Source organism: Luteibacter sp. 22Crub2.1, from assembly GCF_900167995.1.
In the GTDB taxonomy this organism is placed as follows: Bacteria; Pseudomonadota; Gammaproteobacteria; order Xanthomonadales; family Rhodanobacteraceae; genus Luteibacter; species Luteibacter mycovicinus.
The window spans coordinates 222,923-242,841 of record NZ_FUYT01000004.1 but is presented as its reverse complement, the minus strand read 5'-3'; the positions used below and the strand labels follow the sequence as shown (position 1 = coordinate 242,841).

Annotated in this window: 18 protein-coding genes; 2 read left to right on the top strand and 16 right to left on the bottom strand. The window is 66.4% G+C overall.

Annotated elements, in window-relative coordinates; all coding sequences use genetic code 11:
• Nucleotides 1-3: 3 nt before the first annotated feature.
• The 16 genes from B5X73_RS05580 to B5X73_RS05505 form a co-directional block, all read right to left on the bottom strand.
• Nucleotides 4-1,143: a protein-glutamate methylesterase/protein-glutamine glutaminase gene (locus B5X73_RS05580; protein ID WP_036114835.1), complete on the bottom strand. Its 1,140-nt coding sequence runs from the start codon at nt 1,141-1,143 to the stop codon at nt 4-6.
• 87 nt (nt 1,144-1,230) lie between these two features.
• A complete protein-coding gene (gene cheD, locus B5X73_RS05575; protein ID WP_051943858.1) occupies nt 1,231-1,890 on the bottom strand; it encodes a chemoreceptor glutamine deamidase CheD in 660 nt (219 codons plus the stop codon).
• Complete coding sequence (locus tag B5X73_RS05570; protein WP_036114839.1) at nt 1,887-2,762, bottom strand: CheR family methyltransferase; 876 nt, start codon at nt 2,760-2,762, stop codon at nt 1,887-1,889. The genes cheD and B5X73_RS05570 overlap by 4 nt, the downstream gene beginning before the upstream one ends.
• Before the next feature lie 3 nt (nt 2,763-2,765).
• Nucleotides 2,766-4,484 carry a methyl-accepting chemotaxis protein gene (locus B5X73_RS05565; protein ID WP_079520887.1) on the bottom strand — a complete coding sequence of 573 codons (1,719 nt, stop codon included), beginning with the start codon at nt 4,482-4,484 and terminating at the stop codon, nt 2,766-2,768.
• An 84-nt stretch (nt 4,485-4,568) separates the two neighbouring features.
• Complete coding sequence (locus tag B5X73_RS05560; protein ID WP_036114845.1) at nt 4,569-5,084, bottom strand: chemotaxis protein CheW; 516 nt, start codon at nt 5,082-5,084, stop codon at nt 4,569-4,571.
• 378 nt (nt 5,085-5,462) lie between these two features.
• Nucleotides 5,463-7,445: a chemotaxis protein CheA gene (locus B5X73_RS05555; protein WP_079520886.1), complete on the bottom strand. Its 1,983-nt coding sequence runs from the start codon at nt 7,443-7,445 to the stop codon at nt 5,463-5,465.
• A 50-nt stretch (nt 7,446-7,495) separates the two neighbouring features.
• Nucleotides 7,496-7,858: a response regulator gene (locus B5X73_RS05550; protein WP_036114852.1), complete on the bottom strand. Its 363-nt coding sequence runs from the start codon at nt 7,856-7,858 to the stop codon at nt 7,496-7,498.
• Nucleotides 7,859-7,868: 10 nt separating this feature from the next.
• Nucleotides 7,869-8,186 (bottom strand): STAS domain-containing protein, encoded by a 318-nt coding sequence (locus B5X73_RS05545; protein ID WP_043692994.1) that lies wholly within the window; start codon nt 8,184-8,186, stop codon nt 7,869-7,871.
• Nucleotides 8,187-8,268: 82 nt separating this feature from the next.
• Entirely contained in the window at nt 8,269-9,306 is a 1,038-nt protein-coding gene (queA, locus tag B5X73_RS05540) for a tRNA preQ1(34) S-adenosylmethionine ribosyltransferase-isomerase QueA (RefSeq protein WP_036118098.1), read from the bottom strand.
• A gap of 64 nt (nt 9,307-9,370) precedes the next feature.
• The gene (locus B5X73_RS05535) at nt 9,371-11,749 is read right to left on the bottom strand and encodes a hypothetical protein (protein WP_079520885.1); all 2,379 of its coding nucleotides are present in this window, start codon (nt 11,747-11,749) and stop codon (nt 9,371-9,373) included.
• Complete coding sequence (locus B5X73_RS05530; protein WP_176167734.1) at nt 11,746-12,966, bottom strand: DUF3142 domain-containing protein; 1,221 nt, start codon at nt 12,964-12,966, stop codon at nt 11,746-11,748. Before B5X73_RS05530 ends, B5X73_RS05535 begins: the two co-directional genes overlap by 4 nt.
• Before the next feature lie 117 nt (nt 12,967-13,083).
• Nucleotides 13,084-13,686: a response regulator transcription factor gene (locus B5X73_RS05525; RefSeq protein ID WP_079520883.1), complete on the bottom strand. Its 603-nt coding sequence runs from the start codon at nt 13,684-13,686 to the stop codon at nt 13,084-13,086.
• A complete protein-coding gene (locus B5X73_RS05520) occupies nt 13,683-14,819 on the bottom strand; it encodes a sensor histidine kinase (protein WP_079520882.1) in 1,137 nt (378 codons plus the stop codon). The genes B5X73_RS05525 and B5X73_RS05520 overlap by 4 nt, the downstream gene beginning before the upstream one ends.
• Nucleotides 14,816-16,039, bottom strand: a complete 1,224-nt coding sequence (locus B5X73_RS05515; RefSeq protein ID WP_079520881.1) for a sensor histidine kinase — start codon at nt 16,037-16,039, stop codon at nt 14,816-14,818. The genes B5X73_RS05520 and B5X73_RS05515 overlap by 4 nt, the downstream gene beginning before the upstream one ends.
• A 6-nt stretch (nt 16,040-16,045) precedes the next feature.
• Nucleotides 16,046-16,825 (bottom strand): ABC transporter permease, encoded by a 780-nt coding sequence (locus tag B5X73_RS05510; protein ID WP_079520880.1) that lies wholly within the window; start codon nt 16,823-16,825, stop codon nt 16,046-16,048.
• Nucleotides 16,822-17,742: an ABC transporter ATP-binding protein gene (locus B5X73_RS05505; protein WP_079520879.1), complete on the bottom strand. Its 921-nt coding sequence runs from the start codon at nt 17,740-17,742 to the stop codon at nt 16,822-16,824. The genes B5X73_RS05510 and B5X73_RS05505 overlap by 4 nt, the downstream gene beginning before the upstream one ends.
• 175 nt (nt 17,743-17,917) lie before the next feature.
• On the opposite strand from B5X73_RS05505, the gene B5X73_RS05500 reads away from it, so the two are divergent.
• Both B5X73_RS05500 and B5X73_RS05495 read left to right on the top strand, forming a co-directional pair.
• A complete protein-coding gene (locus B5X73_RS05500; protein WP_079520878.1) occupies nt 17,918-19,420 on the top strand; it encodes an aminotransferase class III-fold pyridoxal phosphate-dependent enzyme in 1,503 nt (500 codons plus the stop codon).
• 151 nt (nt 19,421-19,571) lie between these two features.
• A complete protein-coding gene (locus B5X73_RS05495; RefSeq protein ID WP_079520877.1) occupies nt 19,572-19,886 on the top strand; it encodes a PsiF family protein in 315 nt (104 codons plus the stop codon).
• Nucleotides 19,887-19,919 lie beyond the last annotated feature (33 nt).

The window sequence follows — 19,919 nt, the reverse complement described above, 5'->3', positions numbered from 1 at the left end:
TCTTCAGGTGCCGACGCGCGCGGCGGCGGAAACGGGGGTTTGGGCGAGCGCGAGCAAGCGCGCGGCGATGGCGTCCAGCGGCAGCATCTCGCTGGCGGCACCGGCTTTCCAGGCGGCACCCGGCATGCCCCAGACGACCGAACTGGCTTCGTCCTGGACCAGCGTGGGTGCGCCGATTTCTTTGAGTTCACCGAGGCCGCGTGCACCGTCATCGCCCATGCCGGTCAGCAGCACGCCGATGGTGGCGGCGCCGACGCTGGCGGCCATGGAGCGGAACAGCACGTCGACCGCCGGCTTGTGGCGATTGACCGGGGGGCCGTCGTGCAGACGACACACGTGCCTGGCTCCGTCCCACATCACGAGGAGGTGCTGGCTGCCCGGCGCGATGTACGCGTGGCCTGGCTGGATCGGCTGCCCGTCGCGGGCCTCGCACACGCGCATCGCCGAGCAGGTATCCATGCGCGCGGCGAACGGACCGCTGAACGCTGCCGGGATGTGCTGGGTAATGACGATGGGTGGTGCGGTCGGCGGCATGGCCGCGAGCACCACACGAATGGCTTCGGTACCGCCGGTGGAGGCACCGATGGCGATGATGCGCGTGCCGCCACGGCTGCCGGCGGTCTGCGCGCGCGGCAGCACCGCGTCGGCGGAAAGGCGCGGCGGCACTTCGAGGCGAGCGGCGTCGTGACGCGGTTCGTGGCGCGGATGATCCAGCTGCATCACCTCGGAGCGCTCGCGCGGCTTGGCGCCGGCGGCAAGGCGAACCTTGGCGCAGATCTCCGGCGCGTGCTCCATGAAGGTGTTGGCGAGGTCCGCCGACGGCTTGGTGAAGAAGTCGATGGCACCGAGTTCGAGCGCGCGCAGCGTGACGTCCGCGCCCTTCTCGGTCAGCGTCGACACCATCACCACCGGCATCGGACGCAGGCGCATCAGGTTTTCGAGGAAGGTCAGGCCATCCATGCGCGGCATCTCGACGTCGAGCGTGAGCACGTCGGGATTGAGCTGCTTGATCTTCTCACGCGCGATCAGCGGGTCCGCGGCGGTACCGACCACCTCGATGCCCGGATCGGACTCGAGCATGGTCGACAGCACCTTACGCACCAGGGCCGAATCGTCGACGATGAGAACGCGTACTTTCTGCATGGGCTCTGGCAACTCGGGTGGCGTAACGTCCCTGTCGGTGGACCGACCGGTACTGAATGTCTTGAGGAAAGCTTTCCGCGCGGCGCGTCAGAAAAGCTCCACCTCTCCCTTTATCGGATCGTCAGCCAATCGCTTGAGGTATCGTTTCTCGCGATCGGCAAGATTGTTGTCGTGTGCGGCACGCAGCTGGCGCACACGCACCTTGCCGCTGACCGGGAAGAACTGCACCTGACGCGGGTAGATGTCGCCGACGTCGGCCGCGCAGAGGCGCAGCTTCTCGGTGGCGATATAGCGCTGCACGAAGGCGATATTGCGCTGACCGATATCGGTCATGGTCGCCAGCACACGCCCGCCGCCGAAGATCTTCACTTCGAGATCGTCACGACGGCCGCCGGCTTTGAGGATCGAGTTGATCAGCTGCTCCATCGCGTCGTTGCCGTAACGCGCGGCACGACCGACGGTGGAACTCCAGCTGTCACGCTCGCCCGCGGGCTCGGGCAGCATGAAATGGTTCATGCCGCCGATGCGCTGTTTCGTGTCGCGCACGCAGGCCGACACGCACGACCCCAGTACGGTGGAGATCATTTCTTCCTGCGTGCTGACGTAGTATTCGCCAGGCAGAATCTTGACCGTCACCACTTCCTGCGCGGGATCCCAGAACCGGCGGACGTGTTCGAACCCCGGCAGCACACTCTTTGGATCGAAGCCGACGAACGTGCGTGGCAGGGTCGCGAACGCGTCTGTCATGTGCGTTTCCGATAAACGGTTCGACCGATGAGGTCGAAGTCTTCGGACAGTCCGTACATGGATTCCGAGTGACCGAGGAAAAGGTAGCCGCGGCTTTCCAGCATGCCGGCATAACGGGAGAACAGGCGCTGCTTGGTCGGCTTATCGAAATAGATGACGACGTTGCGGCAGAAAATGGCGTCGAACTTGCCCTGCATGGGCCAGTCGTGAAGCAGGTTGAGCGGCTGGATGGTGACCAGCTCGCGCAGGCGCGGGTGCACCTGGGCGAAACCGTCGAACGAGCCTTCGCCGCGAAGGAACCAGCGCTTGCGACGCGCTTCGCTCACGCCCGTCAGGCGGTCGACCGGGTAGACGCCTTTGCGCCCGAATTCCAGCGCCTGCGGTGACAGGTCGGTCGCGAGAATCTTCGCGTCGATGTTGACGCCCATCCGCTCCATGGCCTCGGCCAGCACCATGGCGATGGCGTACGGTTCTTCGCCCGTGGAGCAACCGGCCGACCAGATGCGCAGGCGTCCACCGTTGCGCTTTTCTTCAAGCCAGCGTGGCAGGAGCTCGTCCACGAGCAGGTCGTAATGGTGCATCTCACGGAAGAACGAGGTGACGTTGGTGCTGATGCAGCTGGCCAGTTCACCCAGTTCGCCGTCCGGATCGCGACGAAGCAGATCGCAGTACGCCGAGAAACCGTCGAGGCGCAGCGTGCGCAGCCGGCGGAGCAGACGCCCCTGGACCAGCTGGCGCTTATGCTCACCGAGCGAGATACCGCAATGCTGAAGCACGAAGTCGCGAAGGAAGGCGAAGTCCGCGTCGCCCAGGCTCGGGCCCGCTGCGCTCGCCGGTACGACGCTGTCGCCGTTGTTGACGAGCGCATTCATCGATCAGAACTCCTTCCAAACGCCGGAGTCAGCCGACTCGGCGGGACGCGACGGACGCACGGGGGCGGCCGGCGTGCTGCGCACCGCGGCGAACACCGTTTCCATCTCCTCCTGCGTGGCGTCCTTGCGCGGCGCCCTGGCGGCCGGCGCGGAAGCCACTGTACCGGTGACCTGGAAGAACGACACCTGACGGCTCAGCTCGGTCGCCTGCTCGTGCATGGCACGGGCGGCGGCGGCGGATTCTTCCACCAGTGCGGCGTTCTGCTGGGTCATCTCGTCCATCTGCAGCACGGCGTGGTTGACCTGGTCGATACCGGCCGACTGCTCGGAGCTGGCGGCGGCGATCTCGGCGACGATGTCGGTCACCTTCTTCACGCTCTCGACGATCTCGGCGAGCGCCTTGCCGGACTGGTCGACCAGCTCGGAACCGGCCTTGACCTTGCTCGCGCTGTCGTTGATGAGGCCCTTGATCTCCTTGGCCGCACCCGCCGAACGCTGGGCGAGGTTACGCACCTCGGTAGCGACCACGGCGAAGCCGCGACCCTGCTCACCCGCACGCGCGGCTTCGACCGCGGCGTTGAGCGCCAGCAGGTTGGTCTGGAACGCGATTTCGTCGATGAGGCTGACGATGTCGGAAATCTTCTTGCTGGAGCTGTTGATCTCGCGCATGGCGACAACGGTCTGGGCGACGACTTCGCCGCCCTTCTCCGCCTGCTCGCGTGCACCGCGGGCCAGCTGGTTGGCGTGGCTGGCGTTCTCGGCGTTCTGCTTGACGGTCGAGGTCATTTCTTCCATCGACGAAGCGGTTTCTTCCAGGCTGGACGCCTGTTCCTGCGTGCGCTGCGAGAGGTCGTCGTTACCGCGCGAGATCTGCTGTGCGGCGGTGCTGACCGACGAGGAACCGTGACGCACTTCGGTGACGATGGCGCTGAGGCGCTCGTCCATCGCGCGGAACGCGCCCTGCAGCTGGCCGAGTTCGTCCCGACGGGTGACCTGCACGTCGTGACCCAGCTTGCCTTCGGCAATCTGGTTGGCGACGTTCACGGTGACCGACAGCGTGCGGAGGATCGAGCGGATCACCAGCACGCCGATCAGCAGGCTGACGATCAGGCCGAGCGACAGCGCAATGATGCAGAAGGCACGGATCGTCTTGTACTGGGCGGCCTGCTTTTCATAGATAGCCGCGGCTTCGTCGCGCTTGGCGGTGACCAGCTTGGCGAGCTGCGCCTGACGATCCATGAGGATCGGGCGGACGGACATCTCCATGACGTCGAGCGCGCCCTCGTCACCCTGCTTGAGGGCGTCGAGCATGTCGTTCTTGGCCGAGTTGTACTCGTCGTTGGACGACTGCCAGCGGTCGTAGAGCTTCTTGATCTCCGGCGACATCGGCATCTTTTTGTAATCGTCCTTCAGCTTGGCCATCTCGTCCTGGAGCTTCTGGAACTCGGCAAGCTTCTGGTTGACCTGATCCTTCTCGGACACCTTCGCCGCGGCTTCACCCATGACCACGAAGGCCATCAGGGCGCGCGTGCTCACCTGGCTGAGCATCTCGGACGGAACGAGTTCTTCCTCGTAGACCTTGCGCAGGCCTTCGTTCTGAAAGTACATGGCGCCGAGGCCGACGGCGGCGCCGCCGATCAGCATGACGCCCAAAAGACCGAGCACGCCGTAAAGGCGTCCACGGACGGTCAGGGCGGGCATCTTGAACTTGAACTTATTCATTGCGATTCCAATCGGCAAAGTGCGGCAGTGGCAAACCGGACATCTCACGCCACGGCGACCGAAGCCGCCACGGCGCCTCTACGCTCAGGCGACGGCTTTGACGTCGGTGGAAGCCAGCGCGGCTTCCAGCATCTGGGCGTCCTGCGGCTGCAGGAGACGGTCGACGTCGAGCAGCAACACCATGCGCTCGCCGACGGACGTGAGGCCCTTCAGGTATTCGGTATCGACGGTGGTGCCCATGTCGGGAACCGGACGGATGCCGCCGGGAGCGACCTCCACCACGTCGGAGACGGCATCGACCACCACGCCGAACTGACGGCCGTTGACCATGACGATGACGGTCACGGTGGTGGCGGTGTATTCCTCGCGCGCCAGATTGAAGCGCAGGCGAAGATCGAGCACCGGCACGATCGCCCCGCGCAGGTTCAGCACACCCAGCACATAGGACGGTGCCTGCGGGATGCGCGTCACCGGTGTCCAGCCGCGGATTTCGCGGACGGCGAGGATATCCACCGCGTATTCCTCGTTACCGAGGTTGACGGTCAGGTACTGCGCGGCCTCGTCGGACGCGTCGATGGCGGTATTGGCTGCTTGATTCATGTCGTTCCCACGGCGGATCGGATCGGCGGTTCGGGACCCCTTCCCTTGGGGTATCGGCTATTCCGGTGGGGACTTGAGGGGGAATTTTGCGGTGCCGCATCCGGTGGGGAGTGGGGGCGGGATGGGGCGGGACGGGCGGGGATGGGGAGACGGAATGAGGAACCGGAATGGGGAACCGGGGGTGCCGCTTCATTGCTTTGTCGGCTTTTCGCGCGCAGGGCGCGCTCCTACCGCGCGGCGGTACACCGCACGGGGATACCGGACGGGGGTGCCGCACGGGCGTACAGCACGGTGTTAACGCATGGGGTACCGCGCGGCGGGCATGGCCGGCTATTGTAGGAGCGCGCCTTGCGCGCGACCCCGTTCAACCCACGGCGATCAGGCCGCCTTGCGACGCGCCTGCAGACGCACCAGCCCGGCCACGTCGGCGATCAGCGCGACGGAGCCGTCGGCCAGAATCGTCGCGCCGGAGATGCCGGTGACCCGGCGATAGTTGGCTTCCAGCGACTTCACCACCGCCTGCTGCTGGCCGATGAGTTCGTCGACGAACAGACCGATGCGACTGCCCTCGCCTTCCACCACGATGACGATACCGTCGTCGATGGCACGGCGCTGACCGGCGCAGCCGAACGCGTCGAACAGCCGCACGATGGGCAGCCAGTGATCGCGGAAGCGGAACAGCTCGCCGCCGCCCGCCACGCTGCGAACCGCATCCGGCTTCACCTGCACGGATTCGACGATGGAAACCAGCGGCACGATGTAGGTTTCTTCACCCACCGCGGCCGTCAGGCCGTCGATGATCGCCAGCGTCAGCGGCAAGGTGATGGTGAAGGTGGTGCCTTTGCCCTCGACACTGCGGATACTGACCGTACCGCCCAGGTCCATGACGTTGCGACGGACCACGTCCATGCCCACGCCACGGCCCGAGAGGTCGGTCGTGGCGGCGGCGGTGGAGAAGCCCGCTTCGAAGATGAGGTCGGCCACGGCGTCGTCGGACATGTGATCGCCCGAGGCGATGATGCCGCGCGAGACCGCCTTGGCGACGATGGCCTCGCGATTCAGACCCGCACCGTCATCGGCCACTTCGACCACGATGGAACCGCCGCGGTGGAAGGCTTCCATGCGCAGCGTGCCCGTATCGCCCTTACCAGCGGCCTGGCGTTTAGCCGGTACTTCGAGGCCATGGTCGATCGCGTTGCGGACCAGATGCACCAGCGGGTCGCCGATCTTCTCCAGCACCGTCTTGTCGAGTTCGGTGGTTTCGCCGCGCATGTCGAGCACGACTTTCTTGTCGAGCTTCTGCGCGAGGTCGCGGACCAGACGCGGGAAGCGGTTGAACACCGTGCTGATCGGCAGCATGCGGATGCTCATGACGCTTTCCTGCAGTTCGCGCGTATGGCGACCCAGCTGGGCCAGCCCCTGGCGGAACATTTCCAGCTGCGAGGCGTCCACACCGTCGTTGAACTGGGTCAGCATCGACTGCGTGATGACCAGTTCGCCGACGAGATTGATCAGGGTGTCGATTTTTTCGATGCCGACGCGAACCGAGCTCGCCTCGCTGTTGACGGCGGGCTCGCGCACGGCACGGGGGGCGGCCGGGGCCGCGGCCACGGCGGCAACCGGTGCGGCGGCGACCGGAGCGGCCGCCGCGATGCGCGGCGTCGCCGTCAGCTCGCAGTCGCCATCGACCCAGTCGAATACACCTTCGACGGCGGCACGCTTGGCACCGGCGGCGAGATGGAGTGTCCAGCCGAGGTAGGACGATTCGGCGTCCATATCGGCCAGCGCGGGAAGCTTGCTCGCGTCGCAGGTGACCGAGAGCGGGCCCATGGCCTCGAGCTCACGGAACATGCGCGCGGGATCGTTACCGGTCTTGAGCAGGTAATCGAACGGACGGAACGCGATATCCCAGCCTTCGATCGCCTCGACCGGCGCGGCGGCCTTGACCGCCACCGGTGCCGCCACAGGCGCACCGGAGACCATCGCCGAGAGCTCGGCCAGCAGGGCCTGGCTCTCCGCCGTGGCGGCCGGCTGGCCGGCCATCGACAGCGACAGCATGTCGCGCACGGTATCGCCCGAGCGCAGCAGCAGCTCCACGACGGCCTTTTCCATCGGACGGCGGCCGCTGCGGACCTCGTCCATCAGGTTTTCGGCCACGTGGGTGAACGCCGCCACGTCGGTGAAACCGAACGTGGCCGCGCCGCCCTTAATCGAGTGGGCGGCACGGAACACGACATTGATCAGTTCCGGATCCTCGGCGCCTTCGTCCAGCGCGAGGAGCGCCTGCTCCATGGCGTCGAGACCGTCGAGGCTCTCTTCGTGAAACGCCTTGTGGAATTGCGCCAGATCGACTTTGGACATGGAAGTAACCCTGGATTACCGGAACTTGAGGAAGAGCCGTTTACGAAGAATCAGCCGAGCACGCGGCCGACGGTGGCCAGCAGCTGCTCCGGATCGAACGGCTTGACCAGCCAGCCGGTCGCGCCAGCCGCCTTGCCTTCCATCTTCTTTTCCGGATTGGACTCGGTGGTCAGCATGAGGATCGGCACGCCACGGTAGTCCGGACGGGTGCGGATCTCGCGGACCATCGTGATGCCGTCCATCACCGGCATGTTCACGTCGGCCAGGATCAGGTCGAACTTGTGCACGGCAGCCGAATCGAGCGCCGCCTGGCCGTTATCGGCTTCTTCGACGTCGTGGCCGGCGCCACGCAGGGTGAAAGCAACCATGCTGCGCATGGAGGCCGAGTCGTCTACCGCAAGAATCTTAGCCATCGAAGCACCTTCAGTTCACGCCGGCGCGAGCCGGCAGTTCAATCAAGCCGTTGAGACCCAGCACGGCTACGCCGCGCTGGAGGGAGTCGCTGACGCCCGTCCAGGTGACCGCATGCCCGGCGGCTTTTGCGTCGCGGGAGAATGCGGCGAGCAGCTGCAGGGCGGCGGTGTCCACCTGGGCCACCGCGCCGCCGTCGATCTCGACCGAGCCGCCGGTGGCGAGCGCCGCCAACAGGGTATCGCGCAGCGCAGGCGCCGCGGCGATGCGCAGGTCGGCATCGAGCGTGAGCGGCGCGCTGGTCGCGTCTTTGGAGGATTTCTTCGCCATCGTCCGTACCGTGGGTGGGTCGTTCGATGGGCTTATCGGCCCACCCTGGCAAAGCTTTAGGCCAGAGCGGCTGCCTTGCCGCTTATGCGGGCGTCGCTGCCGGGTAGATCAGCATCGCGTCGCCGTAGGAGAAAAACCGGTACCGCTGGAGTACCGCATAGCGATAGGCGTCGAGGATCGTTTCCTTGCCGGCCAGCGCCGAGACCAGCATCAGCAAGGTCGACTGCGGCAGGTGGAAATTGGTGATCAGCGCGTCGACGCTGGTGATCTTGTAGCCGGGGAAGATGAAGATCTGGGTCTCACCGGCGAAGGGGCGAAGCACCCCTTCCACCGTCGCGCTCTCCAGTGCGCGGACTACCGTCGTCCCCACCGCGATGACCCGACCGCCCGCGGCGCGCGTCGCACGGATCTTCTCGACCAGCGCCGCGCCCACGTTCAGCCACTCGCGGTGCATCACGTGGTCACGCACGTCGTCGGCGCGCATGGGCTGAAACGTGCCGGCGCCCACGTGCAGCGTCACGTAACCCATATCGACGCCCACGTCGCGCAGGCGCTGTAACAGGTGCTCGTCGAAATGCAGGCCTGCGGTAGGCGCCGCGACCGCACCGGGCTCACGAGCGAACACGGTCTGGTAACGCTCCATATCCGACTGATCGGCGGTGCGCTCGATGTAGGGCGGCAGCGGCATCTCACCCAGACGCGACAGCAGGCGCTCCAGCGGTTCTTCGGACTCGAAGCGCAGCAGGAAGAATTCGCCTTCCCGGCCGAGCACCGTGATCATGCTGCCGTCGGCCAGTTCGATCCTGCCGCCTTCCTTCGGCTTCTTGCTGACACCCAGTTGTGCACGGGCCTCATGGGGCCCGGTGACACGCTCGATCAGGATCTCCACGGCGCCGCCGGACTCCTTGCGACCATACAGGCGGGCCGGCAGGACACGGGTATCGTTGAACACCAACAGATCGCCCGGGCGCACCATTTCCGGGAGTTCGTCGAACTTACGGTCCTTTTTGCTGCGCGCGGCGACATCGACCACGAGCAGCCGACTGCCTGAGCGCCTGGCCAGCGGGGCCTGGGCGATCAGGTCGGGCGGGAGTTCGAAGTCGAAATCGGATTTCTTCACGGCAAGGGCAACATCGGGTAACGGGTGGGGATTATCGCCCACGCCCGCCTCCGGGGCGACCTCGTCAGACGCGGGGCTTCCGTCGACGCCGGACGATGACCCAGCCGAAGCCTGCGGCAACGAGCGCCAGCACGATGATTTCGGCGATCAGATGCTTACGAATGAAGTGTTTGACCGCCCTCACCTGCTGCGCACGCTTGAGTTCCCGAGCCCGATCGAAATCCGGCTGCTCGCACGTCCGACCGAAGTCGTCGGCCCATTCGACGTACGGGCCCTGCTTCACGTAACGCGCGTAGTAAGCCTCGGCGCGACGCTGACGTTCGCTGACCGGTTTGCCTGCCTCGCCCTCTTCCGGCTCGTCGTAACCGGGCGGACCGTCGAGCATCCATCCTGCGGCGACGCACAGGCTCGCGGCGAAGGCCTGGGAGCGCGGCGGCAGCAGGTCAGCGGCGGATACGGCTTCATCGGCCGCGACGTAACGGTAGTGGAAGCGCTGGTCGGGTTGCGCCGTGCTATCGGCGAAGCGCTGACGCTCCCCGCCGGTTACCAGGTCGCCCTTCAGCGTCGCCGCGGACTGGCCGCTGCCGCCCGGGTAGCTGCCGCCTTCGTCGCGATAGTCCGGGCCCTGCTCGTAACCGAGCAGTTCCATGCCGTGCTCGCGGGCGATCCTCGCCGCCGCGAAACGCGCCTCGGCCTTGCCGATATCGGTCCAGCGGCGATCGCCATCATGCAGGTCGTCGGCGTAGGCCTTCGCGGTGGCGCGCAGGTCGACCTCCGCGTAACGCTTATCCACACCGCTGGGGAAATACGTATAAGCATCGTCGAAACGGTCGGCACGCATCAGGCGACGCGCGAGCATCCAGCGCAGGCGATCGCCCAGCGTGAGCGAGTACGGCGACGCGAGCGCAGCATCTTTATCGTCGGCCTTCGGCGCGGGCGTCGCCGTGGGCGCGTTCGTATCCACGAAGCTCTTCAGTTCATCGACGGTGAGAACGCGCTCGCCGATGTACATCGTGTCGTTGCCGTAGCCTGCGCCGACGCCCTCGCCATCTTCGCCATAAACGTTGCCGTCGCCACCGACGGCGGTGGAAGCCTCGTACATGCGCGTCATCGCTTCGACGTAGTCGCCGCGGGCCAGCGCGAGCACGCCGCGTTCGCCCATCAGCTGGTGCACGCTGGCGGGCTCGAGCGCGGCCTTGGGATCGTCTGCGCGAGGGAAGGCCTTCGCCGCCTCCGCATAGGCTCCGGCGGCCGCGTTGCGATCGCCGGAGCGCAATGCCAGCTTGGCGCGAACCCAGGCGGCGAGCGGACCGTCCGCGTGCGCAACGAGTTTCCCGGCATCGTCGTACCTGCCCAGCGAGTAAGTCAGCGAGGCCAGGCGATCCGCCGCGGCGACCTTGTCCGGTGCCACCTTGCCGATGGCATCGATGAGCGCGCTGAGTGTGGGATCGGGCTGGCCGTCGGTCGTCTGAGGAGCGACCCGAGCCAGCGCGTAGGTAACGAGCAGGCGCTGGGAGATCGGACCGTCGACGAGTGCCTGCGCCTGCTCCGGCACGGCGAGGACCGCGCCGGCCAGGGCGGCAAGCGATTCAACCGCGATGCCGGAGCCGTGACCGGCTTGCGCGGCGTACAGCGCGATCGCGTGTTTGAGATCGGCGGCCGGGATATCGGCGATGCAGTCGTCGCCGCTGACCATCTCGGCCCAGAGGCACGGTTTCCCACCCGCGTACAGGCTCTGGCGTGCCTCTTCACCGAAACTGGCGACCGCCAGGCCCTGCGCATCCGAGGCGCCGGCGAGCACGCGGGCACGCGTGTCCTGGAAGGCTTTCACCGCCGCCGCGCGTTCGGCGGCAAACGCAGGCGTACCGAACGCCTTGCCAGCGCGCAGCGCGTGAACCTCGCCAAGCATGTAAGCCGCCCACGCGCCGCGCGCTTTTGCCTGGTCCGGTGCCAGTGCCGCCACCGCTTCGAACTGGCCCTGAGCCTTGGCGAGCGCGTCACCGTCGAAGTCGGTGCAGAGCGGCCGGCCGGCGACGTCGGGGTAGTCGACCTCGGGCGCCTCCGGGCAGTCGGCCACCGCGCGCTTCCAGTCGACCGCGCCGGCCACGTAGCCACGCACGTCCGCCGGGAGACCCTCGCCCGCGACGAAGGCATCCGCGCCGCTCGCCGATGCCATGAGCGTTTTCACGCGCTCGGCCTGATCCGGCGGAAGATCGGGCTTCGTATCCCGTTCGCCGTAGCGACTGGCTTCGACGGCGACCAGCGAATCGGTCGACGGCAGCAGATGGGCCGCCTCGAACGCGAACGTGTTCTGCGGCACGGCCGCCAGGGTGGCGGCGCGGTCGTCCAGCATCTGGGACGGGAACCACGGCCCGCAGGCCAGGGCGACCGCGCCTGCCAGAGCCAGCGCCGTGCCGACGGCCAGCGAATGGGACTTCATCATGAAAGCGGCGCTCCTTCAGCGCGGATGGATAAGGTGACGGGCGAACCCGCCGGGCAGCGCGCCCAGCCGATCGGCCGCTGAACGTGTGCGGGCAGTGGACGGGCTTGCCGTGAAACGAGTTCGAGGCCGTCGTCGGTGCGACGTACGACATATCCGTCGACACCATCGGCGACATCGCAGCCATGCGGAAGCCGCACGGCGACGGGCGCGACGGCGTCGATACCGCCGGGGTTGTCGATGAGTACGTCGGCGGCCGCGTCGCCGGTGCCGGGACGAAGCGTGGCCCGCAGCGCCGGTGCGTCCAGTTTCCCCGTCACCACGCCGCGCCATGTGGCGAGGCTCCAGGCACGCGTGTCCTCCGGTGTCGGAAGGCGGAACCAGGCCACGCCGACCAGACCTGCCGGCCGGCCGCGAGCGAGTCGGTCGACCACCCCGCGCACCGCGACGGGTGAGGCGTAGAGTTCGGAAGCGACGGCACCTGCCGCGCGTGCGCCTTGCTCGCTTTCGACCGCGAGCAAGGTGCCGTCGGCGTTCCAGCTCACCCGGGATCCATATGTAGGCAGGGCGACCCGGAACGGCTTATGGGTATGTCGGGCGAAGTCGGCGATCCAGCCGATCGCCACGTCCGGATCGAACAGACCCGCTTGCGGTGCCTGCACGGCGTGCACCTGCAGGACGGACTCATCGGGCACCGCGAGCACGGTGTCGAGATCGGGCGACCCTATCCAGGTGGGAAGTGCCGTGATCGATAGTGGCACGCCGCCAAGCTCGCCTTTCAGATGGCGCAGAAAGCTGGCATAGGCCGGCAAGCGCGCCGTGGGGCAGTCGTAGTCGATCTCGACGCCCGCCGCTGTCGCCGTCGTTTCGCGCACGAGCGTGACCACCCGGGACACCAGAGACGCCTCGTCGAAACGCGAAAGACGGCCGTCGATACGCACCACGAACACCACCGGCCGTCCGGTGGCGGCCAGCGCGGCGCGGTCCGGGGTGAACACATGAAAGCCGCCGTCGTTGTCGGCCTGTGCGACCAGTACGCGCCAGTCGCGAACCAGATCCGACGAGGACGCCACGGACTCACGCAGCGATGGAGTCCACTGGCGCTGCCAGATGTAGGCGTCGTGGGTGAGTGGCGCGGGCGGGTGGGTGCAGGCGGACAGAAGCGTCCACAGCGCCAGAGCGATCGCCGGACGAAGACGCGGAGGCCTCGACCTGTTCATGCGTGTGTTCGCGAGCAGGCTCGCTCCTACATTGGGCCCTGAGTGCCGCCGCATGCGAGTGGATCTCCGTGACGCCGGCTGGCGTGGGCAGGTGCATTCTACCCGGCGGATCGCCTCTCAGAGCCACCCTTTTTGGCGGGCCAGGCGGTAGGCCTCGATCCGGTTCGCGGCGCCGAGTTTACCGATAGCTTCTGACAGGTAATTCCGAACCGTGCCGTGGGACAGGTTCAGCTGCGTACCGATGTCGCTGGCCGACTGCCCCTCCCCGGCGAGGCGAAGGACCTGCCGTTCGCGATCGTTCAGCGGGTCGGCATTGGACCAGGCTTCCAGCGCGAGCTGGGGATCGATGGCGCGACCGCCGCGATGCACGGTGCGCAACGCATCGGCCAGGTTCTCCGCCGGTGCGTCCTTGAGCAGATAGCCACTGACGCCCGCGTCGAGGGCGCGACGTAGAAAGCCCGGACGAGCGAACGTCGTGACGATGACGACCTTGATCGGCAGCTCATGCCGATGCACCCGCTGCGCGATCTCCAGCCCGGTCAGCCCGGGCATCTCGATGTCGGTGACCAGCACATCGGGCTTCAGACGCTGCAGCTCGCGCCAGGCCGTCTCGCCATCGGCGGCGGTGCCGAGCATTTCGATATCGGACTCCAGGTTGAGCAGCGCCGACAACGCGCCACGTACCATCGCCTGATCTTCCGCAAGAAGTACCCGGATCATGCGGAGCGCTCCAGCAGGCTACGGGCGCGTGGCAGGTCGATCGCGAGCACAGTGCCCTGGCGCGCCGGGGACTCGATGGCCAGCCGGCCACCGATCCGCCGGATGCGTTCGCGCATGCCCGATACGCCGTTGCCATGGGCCGCCAGTCCTCCGCAGCCGTTGTCCGTGATGCGCATCGAAAATTCCTCTCCCTTCCGGGTAATGACGACACGTGCCTCGGTGGCACTCGAATGTCGGTGAATATTGGTGACGGCCTCACGCAGGACGAGGGCCAGTTCGGCCTCCGCCGTGGGTGCGAGATCGAAGCGATCGGGTAGCTCGGCGGACAAGGCGATACCGGACGCTTCCAGCATGACGCGTGCGGAAACGATTTCCCCGGCGAGATCGCCGGCACGAAGACCGGTCACCGCGCTGCGAACCTCGGCCAGTGTATGCCGCGCGACGCGCTCGACTTCCTCCATTTCCTGCTGCGCCCGCACCGGATCGGCCAGCGCGAGACGCTTGGCCAGCTCGGACTTGAGGGTGATCAGCGACAACGTATGGCCCAGCAGATCGTGGAGGTCGCGCCCGATGCGCTCGCGCTCGGCCAGCGTGGCGAGACGCTGCACCTCGTCCTGCGAAAGCCGCAGCGCCGCATCGCGGCGGGCGCCGCGCACGTAGAGGTAGTTGCCGCAACCTGAGATCAACCCGGCGGCGAACACGATCGATACATGGAGAAGAGGGATGCCGAAGGCGAACGCCCAGGCCAGGGTCATCGCCGTGGCGGCCAGCGTGCCCACCAGCCAGAACCACGGTCGACGGGCGTACGCCAACAGGGACACGCCGAGCACGACGTAGCCCAACGAGATGGGATTGACCAGCCACAGGACGAAACCGAGTGCGACGATGGCAGCGGCGTAAAACGGCAACCGGCACAACGGGCCGATGAAAACGCCCACCGTACAAGCCACGTAGACCACGATCGAGGCAAGTGTCGGCGCCATCCACGACCACTGAAAACCGTGGACGGCCAATGGCCCCTGGACCAGGCCGATCAGCCAGAACATCTGCACGCCCGCCTGCCAGCGCAGGTAGGTCGGGGAACGGAAACTCGCCAGCAGCGAATCCGGGTGGGTAGCCGGCCAGTACTTCATGACGCGAGACGCTGGTTACCGGGCAGCGCGCCCGGCAGTTCGCCACGAGGCGGCGTCACCAGACGGTCGCCGGGGTTCAGCGGGACCGTGATGCGCACGCGCGTGCCGGCACCGCGAGCCGACTCGAACGAAAGCGTGCCCCCCAGCTTGCGCACGCGCTCGCGCATGCCGCAGATACCGTTGCCTTCATCCGATACGCCACCCTTACCGTCATCGATGACGGTGAGTACCAGTTCCTTGCCGTGCACCTCGACGCGCGCTTCGGCGATCGACGCACGCGCGTGACGATGCACGTTGGTGACCGCCTCGCGCAGGACGAGAGCCAGCTCGGCTTCGATCCGCTCGGAAAGGACGGGCAGTTCGGTGGTGTACTCGAAGCCGACCATCGACGCATTCAGCAGAAGACGCGCCGAGGCCAGTTCGGCGGCGATGCCCGAGGCGCGGATACCGGTGACCGCGGAACGCACCTCGGCGAGGGCATGCCGGGCTACGCGCTCGGCTTCCTCCATCTCACGGCGCGCCGCCGCTTCGTCTTTGTCGAGCAGCCGGCGCGACAGCTCGAGCTTCAGCGTAATGAGCGACAAGGTGTGACCGAGCAGATCGTGCAGGTCGCGGCCGATACGCTCTCGCTCGGCCATCGCGGCAAGGCGGCGGACCTCGTCGTGGGACAGCTTGAGTTCCGCGTCACGCTGCGCGTTGTACCGGTAGATCACGTTGATCGAGCCGACGCACAACGCAATGAAGGTGATGCCGGCGATGATCGCCGGAGGCCAAGAATAGACGTACCAGCCCACGAGGACAAACGCACCGAGCACGCCGCCCATGCCACTGAATGACCGTTTTGGCGAACCGTCGAAGCCGACCATCGCGCAGGCATAGATGACATAACACCCCCCGGCGCTCGCATTGACCCCCATGACGGCAAAGCCCAGCAGCGCGGCCGCGCCGCCAAGCCAGGGCGACCATCTCAGCGACTGCGTGTAACAGAGCGCATACAGGCCGAGGAACACCGGAAACGAAGTCGCCGTTACGAGCCACCAGTGCGGCTCAAGCGTCCTTGTGAACGCAAGATCGCCGAAGACGTAGACCGTCCAGACCAGATGGAACAGGCTGGCAACGCGCAGGCGCGGCTTGTCGCGGAAGCGATTCCAGAGCGAGTCCGGTGCTGGCGTGAACCACGAGCGGGCCATACGGGTGTCCGACGAGAGGCGTGGCGTCATGCTACTTCAACCGTAGCGGCGCAGGCGGCGCGTCGCGATCAGGAGAAACACCGCGGTGAACCCGACCAGCACAAGCGCGTGGATCGCGTCACCGCCCTCTCCCAGACCCACCACCGAGAGCGCCAGCCGGTCGAGATGATACGCGGGCCACAACGGCGCGATGGACTGCAGGAACGACGGCAGCACCGGCAGCGGAATCCACAGGCCCGACAGGAACGCCATCGGCAGGTAGATCAGGTTGACCACCCCGGGCGCGCCCTGCCCCTTCACCAGCGTACCGATCAGCAGGCCCAGCGCGCAGAACGGCAGGACGCCGAGCACCTGGAGTACGAAAAAGGCGGCGATGCGCGATGCGGGCAACGACACGCCCGCGACGAAGGTCGCCAGGCAAAGCAGGATGATCGAGATGATGGCGGCCACCAGCACGGCCATGCACATCTTACCGATGAGGTATGCGCCGGGAGGCATGGGCAAAGCGCGCTTGAGTGTCAGTAGCCCGGTATCGCGCTCCAGCGCCAGCGACACGCCGAAGCCGAAGAGCCCCGGCGCCATGACACCGAACGTGCCGTATGAGGCAAGAAGATAGCGTGGCGCATCGGCGCTGTTCGAATGCGCGAGGAAGATGCCGAACATCACGTAGAACACCGACGGAAACAGCAGCGTCGGCAGCAGGAACCCGGGATTGCGCAGGTAACGCAGGCATTCCGCCCGGGCTTCCTGGAAATAAGCGTTGATCAGGCGCCCGGCGGTCATCACCGGCACGGCGGTACTTTCGATCGTGTTCATGCGGCCTCCCGGGCGACGTCGCCGGCTTCGGATTCGCGGGTGATTTCAGTGAAGGCCTCCGCCAGACCGGCACGCTGCACTTCCAGTTCGGACAGTGTCGGATCCGCTTCGAGCAGGCGGCGCACGACGCCTTCCGCCAGCGTCGTGGCGATGGTCAGACGCCCCTGATGCGTGTCGACCGAGGTCACCCCGGGCCACTGCGCGATGATGTCCATGGGTATCGTGGTGACGCAGCGAATACGGCGCACAGCCACATGCGCGCGTAGCGCATCGACCGTCCCTTCGGAGATCACCTTGCCTTTGGCGATGACGCAGACGCGGTCCGCCAGCGCTTCGGCTTCTTCCAGATAGTGGGTAGTCAGCACCACGGCACAGCCGCCGGCGACCAGCGTGCGGATAGCGGTCCACAGCGCCTGGCGGGCCGTGATATCCATGCCGACCGTAGGCTCGTCGAGAAAGAGGATTTCGGGACGCCCCGCCAGCGCCATGGCGAACTGCACACGGCGTTGCTGACCGCCCGATAGATCACTGTACTTCCGGCCAAGCAAGTCGACAATGCCGGCCAGGGCGGCGGACTCCGGGACGGGGCGCGGCTCCGGGTAATAGCTCGCCGTGAGGGTCAGCAACTCGCGCACCTTCAAGGTGGGCGGCAGACTCGCCGACTGCAACATGACGCCGATACGCCGACGCGCGTCGATGTCCTGCGGATCGCGGCCGAAAAGGCTGGCGGTACCGCTGTCGGCGCGGATGAGACCCAGCAGCAGACCGATGCTCGTGCTCTTACCGGCCCCATTAGGCCCGAGCAGTGCCAGCAACTCGCCGCGGTGGATGGAGAGATCGATGCCGTCGAGCGCGACGAGGTTGCCGTAGCGCTTGCCGACATGGTCCAGACGTGCAATGCAGGTGTCGTTGTTCATGAGTGCCCTCCCTTGCGTCGCACCATATTCGGACGCAACCCGTTGGTGGCAGTCGCTTGCGTCATTGTGCGAGTGTGACAAGCGTCACCCGGGGGTTACGGGGCCAAAAACCGCATGCTATGCTGGTCCATTAAACCCTTTACATATAAACACTTAGCGGTCGAAGGAGTGCGTTATGGACGTTATCGGTCATCTGCGTGAGCTGCGTGAATTCGGTGGCTCGGCGCGTACGCGGGGCCTCCCGGATACGACCATCGCCCGCTTTGCCTCCTCCGACCCCGCGCTGGTCCGTGCCATCGAAGAGGCGGTTGCCTATCACCGCGCGCTGCGTACCGACATGGCCGACTTCCTCCGCCTGGACGAAGCCGAGCAGATCCACCAGCTGCAGTCGAGCCTAGTCAACTTCTATCCCGACGACGGTCTCAACCCGTATGTGCCCGCCGCGGCTCGCGGCCCGTGGGTCGTCACGCTGAAAGGTGCCGTAGTCCACGACAACGGCGGCTACGGCATGCTCGGCTTCGGTCATAACCCGGAGGCGATCATCGAAGCGATGTCGCGTCCGCAGGTCATGGCCAACGTGATGACGGCCAACGTCTCGCAGACGCGTCTTTGCGCCGCGCTGCGCAAGGAACTCGGTCGCACACGCGGCGGCAGCCCGTATACGCACTTCCTCTGTCTCAACTCCGGCTCGGAATCGGTCACGCTCGCCGGCCGCATCGCCGACGTCAACGCACGCCTCATGACGGATCCGGGCGCGCGTCACGCGGGTCGCAGCATCAAGCGTCTCGCCGTGAAGGGCGCCTTCCATGGCCGCACCGAGCGCCCGGCCCTCTACTCCGATTCCTCGCGTCGCAACTACCAGCAGCACCTGGCCAGCTTCCGTAACGAAGACTCGCTGATCACGGTCGAGCCCTATAACGTCGCGAGCCTGAAGGCCGCGTTTGCGGAGGCCGATCGCCAGGGCTGGTTCATCGAGGCGATGTTCCTCGAGCCGGTCATGGGCGAAGGCGATCCGGGCCGTGCGCTCACGCCGGAGTTTTACGCCGCCGCACGCGAACTCACCCGCGAGCACGGCACCCTGCTGCTGGTCGATTCGATCCAGGCCGGCCTGCGTGCGCACGGCGTGCTGTCGATCGTCGATTACCCCGGCTTCGAGTCGATGGAAGCGCCGGACATGGAGACCTTTTCCAAGGCGCTCAACGCCGGCCAGTACCCCCTCTCCGTCCTCGCCGTCACCGAGCGCACCGCCGGCCTGTATCGCAAGGGCATCTACGGCAACACGATGACCGCCAACCCGCGTGCCCTCGACGTCGCCGTCGCCACGCTGGCCGAACTGACCGACACGGTGCGCGAAAACATCGTGGCGCGTGGCCGTGAATTCGTGCAGAAGCTCGAGGGTCTCAAGAACGAACTCGGCGGCCTGATCACCAAGGTCCAGGGCACGGGCCTGCTGTTCTCATGCGAGCTGGCGCCCGAGTTCAAGTGCTACGGCGAGGGCTCCACCGAGGAATACATGCGCGAGCGCGGCATCGGCGTCATCCATGGTGGCGCCAACTCGCTGCGCTTCACCCCGCACTTCCAGGTGACCAGCGCCGAGGTGGACCTCATCATCGAGGAGATCCGCCATGCGCTGAAGGAAGGCCCGCGCCGGGCGGAATCGTCAACCAAGGCGGCGTAACAGTCCCTGTAGGAGCGCGCCTCGCGCGCGATCCCCGACCGCGATGAGCCCCGACCGCCATTGCGTAGCCCCGAAAAATCGCGCGCGAGGCGCGCTCCTACAGGTTAAGCTCGGACCGCCGGATTGGCCCGGCGTCACGTAGGGGTTCGCCATGCGTACGCAGATTCGTGTCCTTGCCGTAGCTTCGCTTCTCGCCTTCGCCACAGGCGCCATCGCGGCCTCGCCGCAAGCGCCCGCCGGGAAAGAACTCACTCCGCAGCAACAGCGGATGAGCACCTGCAATACGCAAGCCACCGTCAAGAAGGGCGACGAACGCAGGGCCTTCATGAGCAGCTGCCTGAAGGGTGAGCAGCCGGCAAAGGCGACGCAGCAGGACAAAATGAAATCGTGTAACGCCGACGCATCGGCAAAGAGCCTCAAGGGCGACGAACGCAAGCGCTACATGAGCACCTGTCTCAAGGGCTGATCAACAGACCGGGCGCCGCGTGCGAGAATGGCG